Below are 14,790 nucleotides of genomic sequence, written 5' to 3' on the forward strand. Positions count from 1 at the left end.
GTGATGGGGTGGTCGTCAGCGTGCGGAGCTCGCCGGGAGCCCCAGCGACTTGGCGATGACATTGCGTTGCACCTCGGAGGTGCCGCCGTAGATCGTGGCGGCGCGGCCACGCATGAGCCGGTCCTGCCAGGCATCGAACGGCGGCGCATCGGCCAGGCCGTCGACGCCGAAGCACTGCATCGTCGTGGTCAGGAACTTCTGATAGGCCTCGCTCCACACGAGCTTGGCCATCGACGACAAGGCGCCCAGTTCAGCTCCTTCGGCGCTGAGCGCCAGCACCCGGTGGGCCATCGCGTCGACGACCCGCGCATCGATGACTCCTTGCGCCATCGCGGCCGGGACGCTCCCCGACGCCGAGGTCGCGACGACATCGTGCAGACCGGCGGACTGTTCCTTGCGGAATTTCAGCGCCCGCTCGACCAGACGGGTGCCGCGTTCATTGCCCAACGCGAACATCGCGAGCTTCCAGCCGTCACCCGGCTGACCGATCAGATCGCGCTCCTCGACCACGGCCTCGTCGAGGAACAGCTCGTTGAACTCGAACGAGCCCGCGATGCTGCGCAGGGGCCGGATGTCGACGCCGGGCTGGTCCATCCTCATCAGCATCATGCTGATGCCGCGGTGCCGGCTGCTGCCGCTCTCGGTCCGCACCAGGATGTAACACCAGTCGGCGTACTGCGCCCGGGACGTCCACAGCTTCTGCCCGCTGAGCCGGTAGACACCGGCCTCGGGATCGTGCACGGCCCGCGTCGACAATCCGGCGAGATCCGATCCGGCGCCCGGCTCGGAGAATCCCTGACACCACGACACCTCGTGCGCCAGCATCGGCGGCAGATGCCGCGCCTGCTGGTCGGCGGTGCCGTGCGTCATGATCGTGGGCCCGAGGATGCCGATCGCATTGGCGTTCATCGGCTCGGGCGTACCGTGCCGGACCAGCTCTTCGGTGTAGGCCGTCAACTCGTCGAGGCCGAGACCGAGACCACCTTCCGAGACGGGCCAAGCCGGGCCGGCCCAGCCGCCGGAGTGCAGCAGGCGTCCCCAGTCACGGCGGACCTGGACGGCGTCATCGAAGGACTGCCGGTGCATCGCATACGTGCGCCACTCCTGTGGAACGTTCTGCTCAAGCCACGAACGAAACCGGAGCCTGAACTCCTCGGCTGCCGGCGAGAGTGTGAAGTCCACGGATTTCCTTCCTCTGGTGCAGGTCGGGTACGCAGCTCGCACCGATCCCCGCTGCTGACACACAGTAGGTTCGGGCCGATCCGGCGGCGACCATCATTTCCGGGGCGTGGAAACAACGCCGAGATTGATATCTGCGGGGTCCGTCGACCAGGGATTTCGGGCCGCCGATTCAGGTATCTGGAAACGTCCGTTGACGCCCGAACAGGCGATCCCTAGCTTGACCGCATGTCCCCCAGCACCGAGCTCGTCACGATCGAGACCGTCGATCATGTGGCCACTGTCAGCTTCAACCGACGTGAGGCGCTCAACGCCGCCACGACTCCCCTCCTGCGGCGCCTGATCGAGGTGTTCGACCAGATCAATGACGATCCCGACGTGTGGTGCGTCATCCTGCGCGGCAATGGCCGGGCTTTCTCGGTCGGCGCCGACACCAAGGAACGCGCCGACATGAGTCTGGCCGACCTGCGCGTGCGCCGCCGCATCGCACCGCACGCCTTCTCGGCGATGCGCAACTGCATCCGCCCGGTCATCGGCCAGGTACACGGATTCGCCCTCGGCGGCGGCCTCGAGTTCGCGCTCGGCTGCGATATCGTCGTGGCGGCCGAAGGCACCCGCATGGGCTTGATCGAGAGTCGTCTCGCCTCGATTCCCGGCGGCGGCGGAACCCAGATCCTGCCGCGACTGGTGGGTATCGCCCGCGCCAAGGAGCTCATCTTCACAGGCCGGACCTTCACCGCCGACGATGCCCTCGGCTGGGGCATGATCAGTCACTGCGTGCCGGCCGATGAGCTCGAAGCGACGGTTGCGGCGCTGGCCCACGAGATCGCGACGGCCGCTCCAGTCTCCAATGTGCAGGCCAAGCGGGCTATCAACATGTCGATGGACCTCGGCGTCGCGAACGGCTTCGAGGTAGAAGCCGCGCTGTACGAGCGGGTCCTCAGCACCTCCGACCGGCTCGAAGGAGCCGCTGCCCACCGCGAGAAGCGGACCCCTCGCTACATCGGCGACTGACTCCAACCACCAGCACCGAAAGGCCACCATGCCCCATATCGACTTCGAGGTCCTCGAAGACGGAATCGGACTCCTGACGATCAACCGTCCGGACAAAAAGAACGCCCTCGACGACGCCAGCGTGCTCGAACTGACCCAGATCCTCGAATCCGAGCCGGTGCAAGAACTCAGTGCCGTCGTGCTGAACGCCGTCGGCGATCACTTCTGTGCCGGCGTGGATCTCAGCGAGATCGGCTCAGTGCGCCCGACTCCCGTCCGTCCGGCCGGCCCGCGGCTGTTCGCAGCATTCCGCGACTGCCGGCCCGTCATCATCGGGGCCGTCCAGGGATATGCACTGGGTCTTGGCTGCGGCGTCGCGATGGCCTGCGATCTCGTCGTGGCCTCCCAGTCGTCACAGTTCGGCTATCCCGCGATCAGGCACGGCCTGGTCAACGGCGTCACGATGGTCGGCCTCAAGGAGGTCGTCGGCGCACGTGCCGCGATGGAGCTGCTCGTGACCGGCAGGCGCATCGACGCCGATGAGGCGCACACGATGGGCATGGTCAACCAGGTCGTCCCCGATGCCGAGCTGCTCGATCGCTCACTGGTCCTGGCCCGCACGATCGCCGGCCACCGGACCCTCGCGGTGCAGACCACCAAACAGTTCTTCCATGAGGTCTCGGACCTCTCGTTCGCGGCTGCCACTCTCGCCGGCGAACGCGTCGTCCAGCTGGTCCGCAAGGCCGATCAACCCGAACGTTCCGTCACGACGCTGCCTCGCAAGGAGTCACCCGCATGAGTACCGCACGCCCGTCTCACTGGACCGATCTGGAGACTCGCTATCCGACGTCACCGATCCACGCTTCGCTCGGACTGACACTCCAGGTGCCCGAGCGCGGTCAGGCCTGGATCCACCACGACGGTGCACCCGGCGCGGCCAACACCCGCGGCAATCCGTCGGGTGCGCTGCTCGCGGCGATGGTCGACTCGGCCGTTATGCAGGCGGTGCTGACCCAGCTGACGGATGACGACTTCGCCACGACGCTCGAGCTCAAGATCAACTATCTGCGCTCCAGCCCGGCCGGTGGCGCGCTGATCGCTCGCGGGACGCTCGAGCACGTCGGACGTACGACCGCGGTCGGCATCGCCCGGATAGAGAGCGCCGACGGCACGGTCATCGCGATGGGAACTGTCACCGCCGCGATCCGCCGCAGCGCCTGACCGACGAGGTCCGCCAGGGACGGAAGAATCGGGTTTTGTCCGTGATATCACGGACAAAACCATAGGCGATCATCGCGGTCCAGCGGCGTTCCCAGTCACGTTCATCGGCGACACCGGAGGCCAGCGCGGACGACCGCAGGGCTTGGATATCGAGCAGCGCATCGCCGTCCCCCGCGAGCCAGCCCCAGCCCCGCGAACGCAGCGCCGCGTCGAGGGCCGCGGGATTCGAGGCGATGACGTGCAGTCCGTCGAGATCATCGGGCTGCTTCACGAGCAGTGAGCCGTGGTCGAGTTCAACGATCATGTCGGCCCGCCCTCAGACATCGACCGTCGACCCGGCGACCGACAGGTAGCGGCGCTGCAGCACTTCGTCCCGGCCGAATTCTTCGGTCGTCCCCGAGTGCACGACGCGTCCCGTCTCCAGGACGTATACGCGCGATGTCAGTCCGAGCACGAAGTTGAGATTCTGCTCGGCCAGGAGCACTGCGACGCCGAGCGTTTCCGGCAGCACCCGGATCGACTCCGTGAGCTGTTCGACGACAACCGGGGCAAGTCCCTCGGTCGGCTCGTCGAGGAGCAACACCTTCGGTTTCGGAGCCAGGGCACGTGCCACCGCAACAACCTGCTGCTCTCCGCCACTGAGCTGATTGCCCTTGCGGCCGAGCAGCTTGCCCAGCAACGGGAAGGCGTCGACGAGCTCATTCGTGCCGAGGCCTTCGCCCTTGGCGGCGCTGCGGGCCAGGTCGATGTTCTCCTCGACCGTCAGAGTCGGGAAGATCCGCCGGTTCTCCGGAACCCAGGCAACCCCTCGCCGGGCGATCGAGTCGGTGCTGACCCCGTCCAGCGACTCGCCGAGAGCGTGGATGGAGCCATTGCGGCGCACCTCCAGATTCATGACCGCGTTGAACGTGCTCGACTTGCCCGCGCCATTGCGTCCGAGCAGTCCGACCATCTCCCCTGCATGAACTTCCAAAGAGACGTCGAACAGGGCCTGCGCGGGACCGTACGACGCGCTGACGTCGGTGAGCTTGAGTGCCGGATCAGACATGCTGACCTCCTAGGTAGACCTCGTGGGTGATGTCGTGGGCGGTGACCTCTTGCGGCGTACCCTCCAGGACGACACGTCCCTGGGCCATCAGGACGACTCGCTCGGCAACCGCGAAGATGACCTCCATGTCGTGCGCTGTGATGACGACCGTCAGATCCGGTTGGTCACGGCAGATCTCCTTGAGCGTGCGGATCGTGCCCAACGCGTCGTCCAGCGACATCCCGGCAGTGGGCTCGTCGAGCAGCAGGACCTGAGGCTCCTGCACGATCGCCATCGCCAGCTCGAGGGTCTTTCGGGCCCCTTGAGGCAGGGTCGACGCCTCCTGATCCGCGAGATCGGTCAGCGAGGTACGGCCCAGGGCGCGATCGACGCGTTCTGCGACCGATGTCTCGTAGTGCGTGAACGTGTCCCACCACACGACGGGATTACGCCGGGTCGCCTTCGCGGCGATCACGAGGTTCTCCCGTACCGACATCGATCCGAACAATCGGGCGACCTGGAACGTCCGGCTGAGACCTGCCTTGGTGAGCCGCGACGGAGGCCACGTCGTGACGTCCTTGCCGGCGAACATGATCTTGCCCTCGGTCGCCCGGTGTTCACCCGCGATAGTTCCGAACAGCGTCGACTTTCCGGCGCCATTAGGTCCGATGATCGCGATGCGCTCGCCCCGACGGATGTCCAGGTCGATCTCGGAGATCGCGAGAACTCCTCCATATGATTTGGCCAGTCCTTGGACCGAGATGAGTGGCGTGCTGGTCATCGGTCTGCTCCTGTCGTCGATCCAACGGGTTGTTTCTCGGCCACGACCTCTGGCTCGATCGGCCCCACACTGCTGGTCGGCCCGCCACGTCCCGCGAACCGGCGGCGCAGATCGCCGTACGCCTTGGGCAGGCTCGTCAGGCCGCCCGGCACGACCAGCACGATGACCAGCAGCATGAGTCCCGTCAGCAGTGCCGGCGAGTCGCTGCCACCGAAGAAGAAGTTCTCGGCCGAGATCAAGACGATCGCGCCGACTGCCGGTCCCCAGAAGGCGGTGCCACCGATCAGGCAGGCCACCAGGACCTGGCCGGACACCGTGAACATCAGGGTCTGCGGAGTGGCCACGCCCTGCAATTGGGCGATGAGCGCTCCGGCGATTCCGCACACTGCCGACGACAACGCGTACGAGATGATCTGGAGTCGGCGGACGGGCAGGCCCAGCGATGCCGCACGCAGATCGTCATCGCGAACCGCCCGGAGCACGGCACCGAACGACGACAGCTCGATCCGGCGCAACCCATAGGCGCAGACCGCGACGATGCTGATCGCGAAGTACCAATAGTTGACGTCGAGGATCAAGTCGATCCCGAACAGCGTGCCGCCCGCCAGACCGGAGAAGCCGTCGTCACCACGCAGATCGGCCACGGTGTAGGTCAACAACCACAGCACCTGGGCGAAAACCAGCGTGAGTACCGCGAATTCGACACCCGAGGTGCGCAGGGCGATCAGGGCGAACAATCCGCCGGCGACCGCGGCGACGATCGCAGCGATCAGGACCAGCAGGAGCGGCGAGACATCGCCCTCTCCTTCGTTGAGTAGGGCGACCGTGTAGGCACCGATGCCGAAGAAGGCCGCTTGACCGAACGACATCATGCCGGACCAGCCGAACAGCACATTCGTCCCGAGCGCGAACAGCACCCAGATCGCGGCGGAAGTCCACACGTACAGGGCGCTGCCGCTCGTGATCGCCGGCATGACGATCGCGATGATCAGGGCGATCGGCAAGATCGCGACGGGTCGCGAGACTGCGGCGCGGGCCGTGCGGAGCACGGATATGACGGAAGATTGGTTGGTGGTCATCATCTGCCCTATCGCGCAACCACGGTGGACGTCGATCGTCCACCGAACAAGCCTTGTGGTCGCACCATCAGGATGATGGCGACAACCACGTAGAACCCGAAGCCGCTGAGCCACGGGATGTAGTTGAAGATGAAGCTCTCGAGCGTCTGCAGCACGAGCGCCGCGACGAATGCGCCGCCGGCCGAACCCATGCTGCCGACAATGATCACGACGAAGGCCGGCGTCAGAAATGCTCCGGCCATACTCGGGTCCACCGAGGTGGCAGGTGCGATGAGGGCGCCGGAGATGCCGGCCAGGAACGCGCCCAGCGCGAACACGACGGTCGAGACGAGCCCGACCCGGATGCCGAGTGCCAGGGCCATGGTCCGGTCGTGCGAAATGGCTCGCATCTGCGCGCCGAATGTCGTGCGGCTGATCAGCAGCCACAGCAAGATCGCGATGAGCAGGCCGATGCCGATCACGAGGAGGTCGTATTTGGAGATCGGCACACCGGCGACCTCGATGGATCCGGCGAGGGTCTTGGGGTAGGGCACAGTACGGGGCTCGACGCCGAAGATCTTCTCCACCAGTCCGTTGAGGACGAGGAACAGCGCGAAGGCACCGAGCAGGCTGATCGAGTGGGCGCCGTCATAGAGGCGGCGGAAGACAAGCACCTCGCACAGGACGCCGACGACCGCTACACAGAGACCCGCCAAGAGGGCGGTCAGCAAGAACATGGGCAGGCTCGTGCTGTTCAAAGACGCGGCCACGACGTAAGCGCCGATCATGAACAGCGAGCCGTGGGCGAAGTTCAGCACCCGCAGGACGCCGTAGATCAGCGTCAGACCGCTGGCGATGACAAAGAGCGGAAATCCTTGGGCCAGGCCCGACAGGACGATGTTGAGAAGGTCGTTCACGTGAATCAGTGACTCCTAGATGGGTGTCCGGTCGTCGGGCGGCGCGGCCGGTCAGGGGATCCGGCGAACGCCTTCTGGACGTCCTTGGGATCCGCGCTGCCGGCCTTCTCGATGGCTGCGGCGTAGAACTTGACCCCGACGTAGGCCTGGTAGGCGCCAGCGTCCGGAAGATTCTTCATCTCCTTCTCGTACGCGGCGATGAAGGCGGTGTCCATCGCGTTGTCCTGGCAGCCGGCGACGTACTCGTGGACGTTCATGATCTCCGGCGCGGCGCCGTTCATCGAGACCGCGGACTGCCAGAAGGCACCCAGCGTCACGATTTCGGAGTACTTGTCGAGGACTCCGAGCGGCTCGGCCTGCTTGAGATAGCTCGTGGTGCCCGCGCCGTAGGTCGACATGAACAGTCCGCGGCTCTCCTTGGTGCCGGTCAGACCGGCGACCTGCTTGGACAGCTGGCTGCGGTAGTTGGTCGCATCGACGGGAACCCAGAAGGCCTGGTTCTCGTCGACGGTTCCGCCGGCTGTCTTCATCGCGGCCTGCATGTTCTTCCAGTTGCCGCGCGTGATGTCGGCGTCGTAGCCGAACACGTCCCAGTCGGTGATCTCGGCCTTGCTCGTGGCGAGGTACTTGCCGGCTGCCTCGGAGATCTCGTCGCCGCTGGCCGACAGCATGTAGAACGCGTCGGAAGCCGGCTTGGGGCTCGTCAGCAGTGGGCTGGAGCAGTGATTGGCGAGGACGAGCTGTCCCAGACGGACAGCAGCTTCGGCACCGGCCTGGCACTCCGGCGAGGTCTCGTAGCCGAAGGTCAGCTTGACGCCCTCGTCGTTGAGCTCACGCAGCACGGTGCCGACTCGCGCCGCCTCGAGCTTATTGTCCTTGACGATGATCTCGACCTTCTTGCCGTCGATACCGCCCTCGGCGTTGATCTGGTCGACCGCGATCTGGGCGCCGACGACCTGGGTCTTGGCGAGCGCGGCCTGGACGCTGTTGATCGGCAGGATCTGGCCGAGCTTGATGACCTCGTCACCGCCTCCCCCGCTGTCGCTGCTGCCGCCGCAGGCCGAGGCGACGAGGCTGATGGTCAATGCGGCGGAGGCAAGCCCCGCGGTGCGCAGATGCTTCATGTGCTGTACTTCCGTTCCTGATGGGTGTCTGAGTTGCTGTGGGTCGAGCCGATGTTTCGAGTCCCCCGACTTCAGGCATCGGCAGGCCGCGTGACCGGCAGCCGTTCGCCGTCACGGTCCTGCGCGGGAGTCAACCCGCCCTGTTGGGCCGCCCTCAGACCCTCGCTGCTGAATGATCGGCTGCGAACTGCTTGGCACCTGCATTGAGCCGGCCGGTGATCTCGGCAGAGTTGCGCGAGACCCAGTCCTGCGAAGACTGGATCCGGTCGAGCGTCCCCTGGAACTGCGGCATGACCCGCTCGGCGAACAGCGAGTAGTTGCGCAAGGTGTCGTCCGGCGATGCCCAGTCGGTGGCCCAGTGCAGGAAGGCTCCGACACGTCCGCTCGACGCTTCGTTCATCTCCTCCAGCTTGTTGATCGCATCCTCGGGGGTGCCGACAACCGCGTAGCCGGTTTCCATGGCCCACTCGAGTCGATCGTTGAACGTCCGGCCGGCTGCCATGAGACGTTCCATGCTGACAACGTCCTGGAAGTAGTTGAAGTAGTGCTCCAGGCCGTAGCGAACCTGCTCGATCGCCTTGTCCTTCGTCTCGGCGACATGCATGATGCTGACGACGCGCCAGTCCTTGGGCTGCACCGTGGTGTCGTACTTCGTGGCCTGGGCCTCGACGGTCTCCCAGTGCCCCGGCAGGATCGACAGACTGTCGGGAGTCAGACCCGACAGTTGCAGCAGGCCGATGCCGAACCGGCCCGCCAGCATCGGACCCGACGGAGTGAAGACCGACGTGACGGCGATATCGAAGTCGCTGTACGGATCCAGCTGGACCCGCGCGTCGACCAGCCGATAGCGGCCCGTGTCGATGCTGATCAGGTCGTCGGTCCGCAACAGCCGCATGAGGATCGGGAAATCCTCCTGCAGATAATTGCGCAGCTGGCTGACGTCGAGACCCAGCATGTCGCCGTCTGTCGCAAGCGAGCCAGGGCCGATCCCCAGCATGAATCGTCCTCGAGTCAGGTGATCGAGCAGGATCGCGCGCTCGGCCACCCAGAGCGGATTGTGGTACGGCAACGAGATGACGCCGGTGCCGATCTTGATCCGACTCGTTTGGCCCGCGACCCAGGCGCCGAAGATCTCCGGCGAGCCGAGCAGTTCGACGCCGCCTGAGTGGTGTTCGCCGAACCAGATCTCGTCGTACCCCAGTTGATCGAGGTGCTTGGCGATCTTCAGGTCGTGATGAAGTCCCACGGTCGGGTTGTCCCCGGGGCGCGCGTGAAAGGGAGCCATGAACGCTCCGAACCGCAATTTAGTCATGGTGCGACGACTCTCATTTCAGTGGAATCTCATGTTCTGATCGGACCACTGCGCGGCCCGGTTCGATCAAGTTATGCGCTCTGGGCGGACGCGCCAACAGCCATTTCCGAGATCTGGAATGTGCCGCAAATCACTTGCTCGCCCGGAGTCGAAAACGGCCGACGGCCCGTCCCTCAGGACGAGCCGTCGGCCGCGGTGGCGAGGTCGAAGACTCAGCCGACCCCATGGACGAGCTTGGGTTGCAGACCCCGAAAGGTGCTCCCGTGGACGACCAGCGGGGTGACATCGGGATGTGAATCGATCGACCAGATCCGCATCAAGCACACCGAGTGATCGCCTGCGGTCGCCTCGCTTTCGATTGTCGTCTCCAACCAGAGCGTCGATCCGTGGACGAACACCGCGCCGTCCGCATTGGCTTCCCAGTCGACGTTCTCGAACCGGTCGGGCGATCTCGAGGCCAGTGCCCGAGCCACCGGACCGTGCTGTTCCGACAGCACCGACAAGCCCAGGCGCCGCATGCCACGTAACACCGGCCAGGTCGTCGACGAGCTCTGGATGCAGATCTGCACAAGTGGCGGATCCAATGACACCGGGACGAACGCGCTGACGGCCATCCCGATCGGAGAGCCTGACTCCCCCAACCCGGAAAGTGCGAGCACTCCGCTGGGGAAGCACCCGTAGGCCTTCCGCAGCAGGTCCGGTGCAAAGTCCGGGGGCCGTGGGAACACGGAGTCACTCACCTCTCGTTGTGGGCTCGTCATCAATGGGATCGGGGCGTTCTGCATGATGGTCACGTCAGCATCGCCTTGAGGTCGAGGAACTCCTCGATACCGAACCGGCCACCTTCGCGACCCACACCGGACTGCTTGAATCCCCCGTGCGGAGCGGCCCGGTTGACCGGCCCGCCGTTGATCCGGACCCGGCCGGCCCGCAACCGCGATGCGACTGCCATCGCACGATCGGCATCCTGGGACCACACCGCGGCGCCGAGTCCGAACCGGGTGTCGTTCGCAATCGCGACCGCCTCCTCGTCATCGTCGAACGCGATGATGCTGAGCACCGGTCCGAAGATCTCCTCCTGCGCGATCCGCATGCTGTTGTGCACTCCCGTGAAGATCGTCGGGCGCACGTAGTAGCCCCGGTCGACACCGTCGGGCAGCTCCTCGCCACCTGTCACGGCGATCGCTCCCTCGGACAGACCCAGACGGATATAGCCCCGCACGCGTTCCAGCTGATCGGAATTGGCAACCGGCCCGAGCGTCGTCGCTTCGTCGGCAGGATCGCCGATGACATAGCTCTCGGCACGGGCCTTGGCCAAGCGAGCCACCTCGTCGACCAGCCCCGATGGCACGATCATCCGAGTCAGGCCAGCACAGACCTGGCCTGCGCTCCGCAGACAGTCATCGACCCCGTCCTTGACCGCAGTTTCCAGGTCTGCGTCGGCGAAGATGACATTGGGCGATTTGCCGCCCAGTTCGAGGGCGACTCGCTTGACCGACTGGGAGGCCAGTTCCATGACCCGCTTGCCGGCGCGCACCGAACCCGTAATCGAGATCATGTCGATCAAGGGGTGGGTCGCCATCGCCTCACCGACAACCGGCCCGGTGCCTGGTACGACGTTGAGCACGCCCGCGGGCAGACCTGCGACCTCGAAGATCTCAGCGACCACGAAGGCCGTGCTGGGAGAACGCTCGCTGGGCTTCAGTACCACGGTGCAGCCCGCAGCGATCGCGGCACAGACCTTGACGAAGATCTCCATGAGCGGCGCGTTCCAGGCCGTTATCGCACCGACGACGCCGATCGGCTCCTTGACGATGATGGCGTTGCCGATCTGCTCCTTCCATTCGATCGTGGGCAGATCCTCGCCGATCAGCCGCAGCCCGGCCACGACGGAACGCACTTCTCCGCGTGCCAGGTTGATCGGCTTGCCGATCTCGGCACACAGGTCCTGCGCGACCTGCTCGACTCGCGCTTCCAGGGCGTCGGCTGCCCCGCGCATGACGCCGATGCGCACGTCCAGGCTCGACTGGGACCAGGCACCGAAGGCCGCCGACGCCGCCTCTGCGGCCCGGTCGACGTCCTCGGGCGTACCCGCGGGCGCCGACGAGACGACCTGTTCGGTTGCCGGGTTGACGACCTCAATCGAGGTCGTCGCGGTCGAGGCGACCCACTGACCACCGATGAAGATCGTTTCCTGAACTCGCATGTTTCCTCCACTTTTAGGGTCGACCGATGAACCGGTCGTGATGCTGGGTGCTGGGATGGGGCAGTCGACACTCGACCGCCTGGCTGACCGGAAGTCAGGCGAGACCGTCGGCGATACGCCGCGCGGCTTGAAGCAGGAGCGGCACGAACCGCTCCAGAGGTGCACCGGATCCGAATGCTGAGATCGATATCGCGGCGGCGGGGACCCGGTTTCGAGGCACGACGGGAGCGGCGATCGAGCGCACTCCGACATATGACTCGCCGTTGTCGAGCACGACTCCGGTGTTGGACATATCGCGCAGTTGCTTCGCCAGGACCTTGGGATCGCGGATCGAGAACTGGGTCAGGCTGGGCAGCGGCTTGCGAGTGCCGCGGTTCTCGAGCAGATCGGCGAACCCGTTGGCAGCCAGCAGCGCCTTGCCCAGTCCCGTGCACGAGGCGGGCAGTCGGGCTCCTACCCGCGCAGGGATGCGGCTGCTACCCGAGCCGGAGAGCTTCTCGAGGCACACGACGTCGAAGCCACGGAGAACGCCGAGTTGAACTGTCACGCTGGTCTGCGCGAACAGCCATTCCAGCACCGGCGTCGCGACCGTCAGCAGCGCTCGATGCTCGGTCATCTGCGAACTCGTCCGCAGCTCGACGAGCTTGAACCCCGGGCAGTATTTGAGTCCCACCCGGCCGGCGAGACCGTGCTGGCACAACTCGTTCAGCAGACGATGCACCGTGCTGCGCGGTAGACCGACCTCCTCGCTGAGGTCGGAGAGACTGACCTCGCCGGTCGGGTTGTCGACCAGGACGGCCAGGACTTGGAGTGCTTTCGATACGGACGACTGAGCCAGATCGGGAACGGCCGGCTGATCATCCATGACTGGCTTTCGTCCCACCGCTGTGATCGTCGAACTCATGAACCCTCCAAGGTTTCGCTGTGACTCCTGTGTAGTGCGTCACGACGACCCCTCACAACGGCGGATTCCAGCCCCTGGAAGTTCAGGCCTCCAACTCGAGAATTCTCCTCATTGTCCTTGCTCATCCGTCGAAAAGTTCCAACATGCGGAAATTCGACCGAAGTCCCAGCGCTCAGCCCATTGGCGCGATGCCACCTTCACGCCAATGGGGTCGGCCGTGGGAGGAAACCCACGACCGACCCCTTCGGCGGCGCCGCGCTCGTTGCGCACCGATCGTCACGCCACGATGCTGGCCTGGTCCGGCGCGGCATCGATGCTGATCTTGCGCGGCTTGGCCCGTTCACTGACAGGTATCAAGACGCTCAGGACACCGTTGTCGTAGCGTGCCGAGATCGCCTCGGTGTCCAGGCCGTCGCCCAATGTGAACCGGCGGTGGAAGCTGCCGACGGGCCGCTCCTGCATGATCCACTTGCCGCCCTCGCCGCTGTCAGCAGTGCGCTGCGCTCGGATGGTCAGGACATTGCCGTCGAGATCCACGTCGATCGAGCCCGGGTCGATTCCGGGGAGATCGGCCTGGACCACGTACCGATCGCCTTCGCGGCGCATGTCGACCGGCATATATCTCGGGCCGGGCCGAAACTGCGCGAGTTGCGAGGTCAGGCGATCGAAGTCGCCGAAAGGATCAAAGGTCATGCTGGTCATCGTCAGATCTCCTTTCAGAAACTTGAGTCGGATTGACTCAACTTGCTTCATATTTTAAAAACTGCGACGGCGCATCTCAAGTCGGATTTCTGAAATTTTCTTGAGATGTCACGAGCCCTCGGCATATCCTGACTTTACCTTCCAGATGGTAAAGTCAGGATATGCGCAGCAACAGCCGTACCGAGATCCTGGACCACGCTCTCGACGTCCTACGAGCCGGCAATTCGCTGACTCTCGAATCGGCCGCACTACAGTCGGGACTCACCAAGCCGGGCCTGATGTACCACTTCGGCACCAAGGAAGCACTCATGCTGGCGCTCGTCGATCACGTCGTCGATCGCTATGAGGCCGAACTGACAGCAGTCGCCGGCGGCGGCCTTTCAGCACTCTCCCCCACCGAGCGGGTGCTCGCCTATCTGCGCTGGTCACTGGGAGGCGGATTCGACGCATCCGATCTCGTCATGGTCGCAGATCCCAGACTCCGCGGATCCATGATCGAGCGGTGGAACCAAAGGATCGATCCCTGGATCGCGGTACCGGTCGATCTGCCGGTCATCGAGCGCGCGCGACTCAGCACGGTCCGCCTGATCGCCGACGGCTCCTGGTTCTCCGAGTCCGCGGGGGCGACACCACTGCCGGACGATGAACGCGACCAGGTCTATCGGACCGCGTGCGAGATCCTGGGGGTCGCGTGAAGAGATGGCTGCTCCTCCTCGGAGCCATCGCCAGCGAGGTCAGCGGCTCCCTGTCGCTGAAGGGCGCCCTCGATGCGCCCGGCCTGTACGTCATCGTGGTCCTCGGCTTCAGCGCGGCCTTCGTCTTCTTGTCATTCGCCCTACGCGAAGGCATGCCGCTCGGAGTCGCCTACGGCGTATGGGGCGCAACGGGGGTCGCCGCCACCGCCACACTGTCGTCGCTCTTCTTCGATGAGCCACTTTCGGCGCTCATGATCGCCGGTATCGCCTTGATCATCGTCGGTGTCCTGACCATCGAGCTCGGCTCGCAGGCCGCTGCCAGACAAGAACAGAGCACAAGCTGATGGCCTGGCTGTTCCTGGCAGTCGCGATCGCGGCCGAGGTCGGTGCCACACTCTGCCTGCGGATGAGCACGAAAGGGCCGCCCGCCTGGTACGTCCCAGTCGTCCTGGGCTACCTGGCCGCTTTCACCCTGTTGTCCCTGGCGCTGAACGACGGCATGGATCTGGGCGTCGCCTACGGCATCTGGACCCCTTCGGGAGTCGCACTGACGGCGGTACTGTCCAAGCTCCTGTTCGGCGAAGCCCTGACCTGGGTCATGTCACTCGGCATCGCGATCGTGATGGTCGGCGTGCTGCTGGTCGAGCTTGGAGCATCTCACTAGGCAGCCC

Annotated in this window: 18 protein-coding genes; 6 read left to right on the forward strand and 12 right to left on the reverse strand. The window is 65.1% G+C overall.

The genetic code is table 11. The features are described 5' to 3' along the window. Positions 1-15: 15 nt before the first annotated feature. Complete coding sequence (locus ACXJKC_RS20475) at positions 16-1,182, reverse strand: acyl-CoA dehydrogenase family protein (protein ID WP_456698605.1); 1,167 nt, start codon at positions 1,180-1,182, stop codon at positions 16-18. A 225-nt stretch (positions 1,183-1,407) separates the two neighbouring features. Between ACXJKC_RS20475 and ACXJKC_RS20480 the strand changes: the two genes are divergently transcribed. The 3 genes from ACXJKC_RS20480 to ACXJKC_RS20490 are packed head-to-tail and all read left to right on the forward strand — an operon-like array spanning position 1,408 to position 3,393. Further along, the gene (locus tag ACXJKC_RS20480; protein WP_456698606.1) at positions 1,408-2,193 is read left to right on the forward strand and encodes an enoyl-CoA hydratase/isomerase family protein; all 786 of its coding nucleotides are present in this window, start codon (positions 1,408-1,410) and stop codon (positions 2,191-2,193) included. A gap of 28 nt (positions 2,194-2,221) precedes the next feature. Continuing rightward, positions 2,222-2,971, forward strand: coding sequence for an enoyl-CoA hydratase/isomerase family protein (locus ACXJKC_RS20485; protein WP_456698607.1), 750 nt, complete (start codon positions 2,222-2,224; stop codon positions 2,969-2,971). Then, entirely contained in the window at positions 2,968-3,393 is a 426-nt protein-coding gene (locus tag ACXJKC_RS20490; RefSeq protein ID WP_456698608.1) for a PaaI family thioesterase, read from the forward strand. The genes ACXJKC_RS20485 and ACXJKC_RS20490 overlap by 4 nt, the downstream gene beginning before the upstream one ends. Here ACXJKC_RS20490 and ACXJKC_RS20495 read toward each other — a convergent pair. The 11 genes from ACXJKC_RS20495 to ACXJKC_RS20545 form a co-directional block, all read right to left on the reverse strand. Further along, complete coding sequence (locus ACXJKC_RS20495) at positions 3,365-3,697, reverse strand: hypothetical protein (RefSeq protein WP_456698609.1); 333 nt, start codon at positions 3,695-3,697, stop codon at positions 3,365-3,367. The two genes, ACXJKC_RS20490 and ACXJKC_RS20495, sit on opposite strands and share 29 nt — an antisense overlap. Before the next feature lie 12 nt (positions 3,698-3,709). After that, the gene (locus ACXJKC_RS20500) at positions 3,710-4,441 is read right to left on the reverse strand and encodes an ABC transporter ATP-binding protein (protein WP_456698610.1); all 732 of its coding nucleotides are present in this window, start codon (positions 4,439-4,441) and stop codon (positions 3,710-3,712) included. After that, a complete protein-coding gene (locus ACXJKC_RS20505; RefSeq protein ID WP_456698611.1) occupies positions 4,434-5,201 on the reverse strand; it encodes an ABC transporter ATP-binding protein in 768 nt (255 codons plus the stop codon). Before ACXJKC_RS20505 ends, ACXJKC_RS20500 begins: the two co-directional genes overlap by 8 nt. Then, positions 5,198-6,280 carry a branched-chain amino acid ABC transporter permease gene (locus ACXJKC_RS20510; protein WP_456698612.1) on the reverse strand — a complete coding sequence of 361 codons (1,083 nt, stop codon included), beginning with the start codon at positions 6,278-6,280 and terminating at the stop codon, positions 5,198-5,200. Before ACXJKC_RS20510 ends, ACXJKC_RS20505 begins: the two co-directional genes overlap by 4 nt. An 8-nt stretch (positions 6,281-6,288) precedes the next feature. Then, on the reverse strand, positions 6,289-7,176 hold the full coding sequence (locus ACXJKC_RS20515; RefSeq protein WP_456698613.1) for a branched-chain amino acid ABC transporter permease: 888 nt from the start codon (positions 7,174-7,176) through the stop codon (positions 6,289-6,291). A gap of 5 nt (positions 7,177-7,181) precedes the next feature. Further along, positions 7,182-8,300 carry an ABC transporter substrate-binding protein gene (locus tag ACXJKC_RS20520; RefSeq protein ID WP_456698614.1) on the reverse strand — a complete coding sequence of 373 codons (1,119 nt, stop codon included), beginning with the start codon at positions 8,298-8,300 and terminating at the stop codon, positions 7,182-7,184. Between the two features lie 154 nt (positions 8,301-8,454). Next, on the reverse strand, positions 8,455-9,585 hold the full coding sequence (locus tag ACXJKC_RS20525) for an LLM class flavin-dependent oxidoreductase (RefSeq protein ID WP_456698615.1): 1,131 nt from the start codon (positions 9,583-9,585) through the stop codon (positions 8,455-8,457). 239 nt (positions 9,586-9,824) lie between these two features. Then, positions 9,825-10,340, reverse strand: coding sequence for a flavin reductase family protein (locus ACXJKC_RS20530; protein ID WP_456698616.1), 516 nt, complete (start codon positions 10,338-10,340; stop codon positions 9,825-9,827). Between the two features lie 62 nt (positions 10,341-10,402). Beyond that, positions 10,403-11,818, reverse strand: a complete 1,416-nt coding sequence (locus tag ACXJKC_RS20535) for an aldehyde dehydrogenase family protein (protein ID WP_456698617.1) — start codon at positions 11,816-11,818, stop codon at positions 10,403-10,405. Positions 11,819-11,912: 94 nt separating this feature from the next. Beyond that, positions 11,913-12,722: an IclR family transcriptional regulator gene (locus tag ACXJKC_RS20540; protein WP_456698618.1), complete on the reverse strand. Its 810-nt coding sequence runs from the start codon at positions 12,720-12,722 to the stop codon at positions 11,913-11,915. Between the two features lie 276 nt (positions 12,723-12,998). Next, positions 12,999-13,415: an Hsp20/alpha crystallin family protein gene (locus ACXJKC_RS20545; protein ID WP_456698619.1), complete on the reverse strand. Its 417-nt coding sequence runs from the start codon at positions 13,413-13,415 to the stop codon at positions 12,999-13,001. 170 nt (positions 13,416-13,585) lie between these two features. Between ACXJKC_RS20545 and ACXJKC_RS20550 the strand changes: the two genes are divergently transcribed. From ACXJKC_RS20550 to ACXJKC_RS20560, 3 genes are read left to right on the forward strand one after another with little or no spacing between them, the layout of a single operon-like run. Further along, positions 13,586-14,119, forward strand: a complete 534-nt coding sequence (locus ACXJKC_RS20550; RefSeq protein WP_456698620.1) for a TetR/AcrR family transcriptional regulator — start codon at positions 13,586-13,588, stop codon at positions 14,117-14,119. Then, the gene (locus ACXJKC_RS20555) at positions 14,116-14,463 is read left to right on the forward strand and encodes a DMT family transporter (protein WP_456698621.1); all 348 of its coding nucleotides are present in this window, start codon (positions 14,116-14,118) and stop codon (positions 14,461-14,463) included. Before ACXJKC_RS20550 ends, ACXJKC_RS20555 begins: the two co-directional genes overlap by 4 nt. Then, on the forward strand, positions 14,463-14,783 hold the full coding sequence (locus tag ACXJKC_RS20560; RefSeq protein WP_456698622.1) for a DMT family transporter: 321 nt from the start codon (positions 14,463-14,465) through the stop codon (positions 14,781-14,783). The genes ACXJKC_RS20555 and ACXJKC_RS20560 overlap by 1 nt, the downstream gene beginning before the upstream one ends. Positions 14,784-14,790: the final 7 nt, after the last annotated feature.

This window comes from Aeromicrobium sp. P5_D10 (assembly GCF_054049535.1).

Coding starts and splice junctions, on each gene's coding strand:
- ACXJKC_RS20480 (WP_456698606.1), top strand. CDS start 1,408: ATGTCCCCCAGCACCGAGCTCGTCACGATCGAGACCGTCGATCATGTG.
- ACXJKC_RS20485 (WP_456698607.1), top strand. CDS start 2,222: ATGCCCCATATCGACTTCGAGGTCCTCGAAGACGGAATCGGACTCCTG.
- ACXJKC_RS20490 (WP_456698608.1), top strand. CDS start 2,968: ATGAGTACCGCACGCCCGTCTCACTGGACCGATCTGGAGACTCGCTAT.
- ACXJKC_RS20495 (WP_456698609.1), bottom strand. CDS start 3,697: ATGATCGTTGAACTCGACCACGGCTCACTGCTCGTGAAGCAGCCCGAT.
- ACXJKC_RS20500 (WP_456698610.1), bottom strand. CDS start 4,441: ATGTCTGATCCGGCACTCAAGCTCACCGACGTCAGCGCGTCGTACGGT.
- ACXJKC_RS20505 (WP_456698611.1), bottom strand. CDS start 5,201: ATGACCAGCACGCCACTCATCTCGGTCCAAGGACTGGCCAAATCATAT.
- ACXJKC_RS20510 (WP_456698612.1), bottom strand. CDS start 6,280: ATGACCACCAACCAATCTTCCGTCATATCCGTGCTCCGCACGGCCCGC.
- ACXJKC_RS20520 (WP_456698614.1), bottom strand. CDS start 8,300: ATGAAGCATCTGCGCACCGCGGGGCTTGCCTCCGCCGCATTGACCATC.
- ACXJKC_RS20525 (WP_456698615.1), bottom strand. CDS start 9,585: ATGGCTCCCTTTCACGCGCGCCCCGGGGACAACCCGACCGTGGGACTT.
- ACXJKC_RS20535 (WP_456698617.1), bottom strand. CDS start 11,818: ATGCGAGTTCAGGAAACGATCTTCATCGGTGGTCAGTGGGTCGCCTCG.
- ACXJKC_RS20540 (WP_456698618.1), bottom strand. CDS start 12,722: ATGAGTTCGACGATCACAGCGGTGGGACGAAAGCCAGTCATGGATGAT.
- ACXJKC_RS20545 (WP_456698619.1), bottom strand. CDS start 13,415: ATGACCTTTGATCCTTTCGGCGACTTCGATCGCCTGACCTCGCAACTC.
- ACXJKC_RS20550 (WP_456698620.1), top strand. CDS start 13,586: ATGCGCAGCAACAGCCGTACCGAGATCCTGGACCACGCTCTCGACGTC.
- ACXJKC_RS20560 (WP_456698622.1), top strand. CDS start 14,463: ATGGCCTGGCTGTTCCTGGCAGTCGCGATCGCGGCCGAGGTCGGTGCC.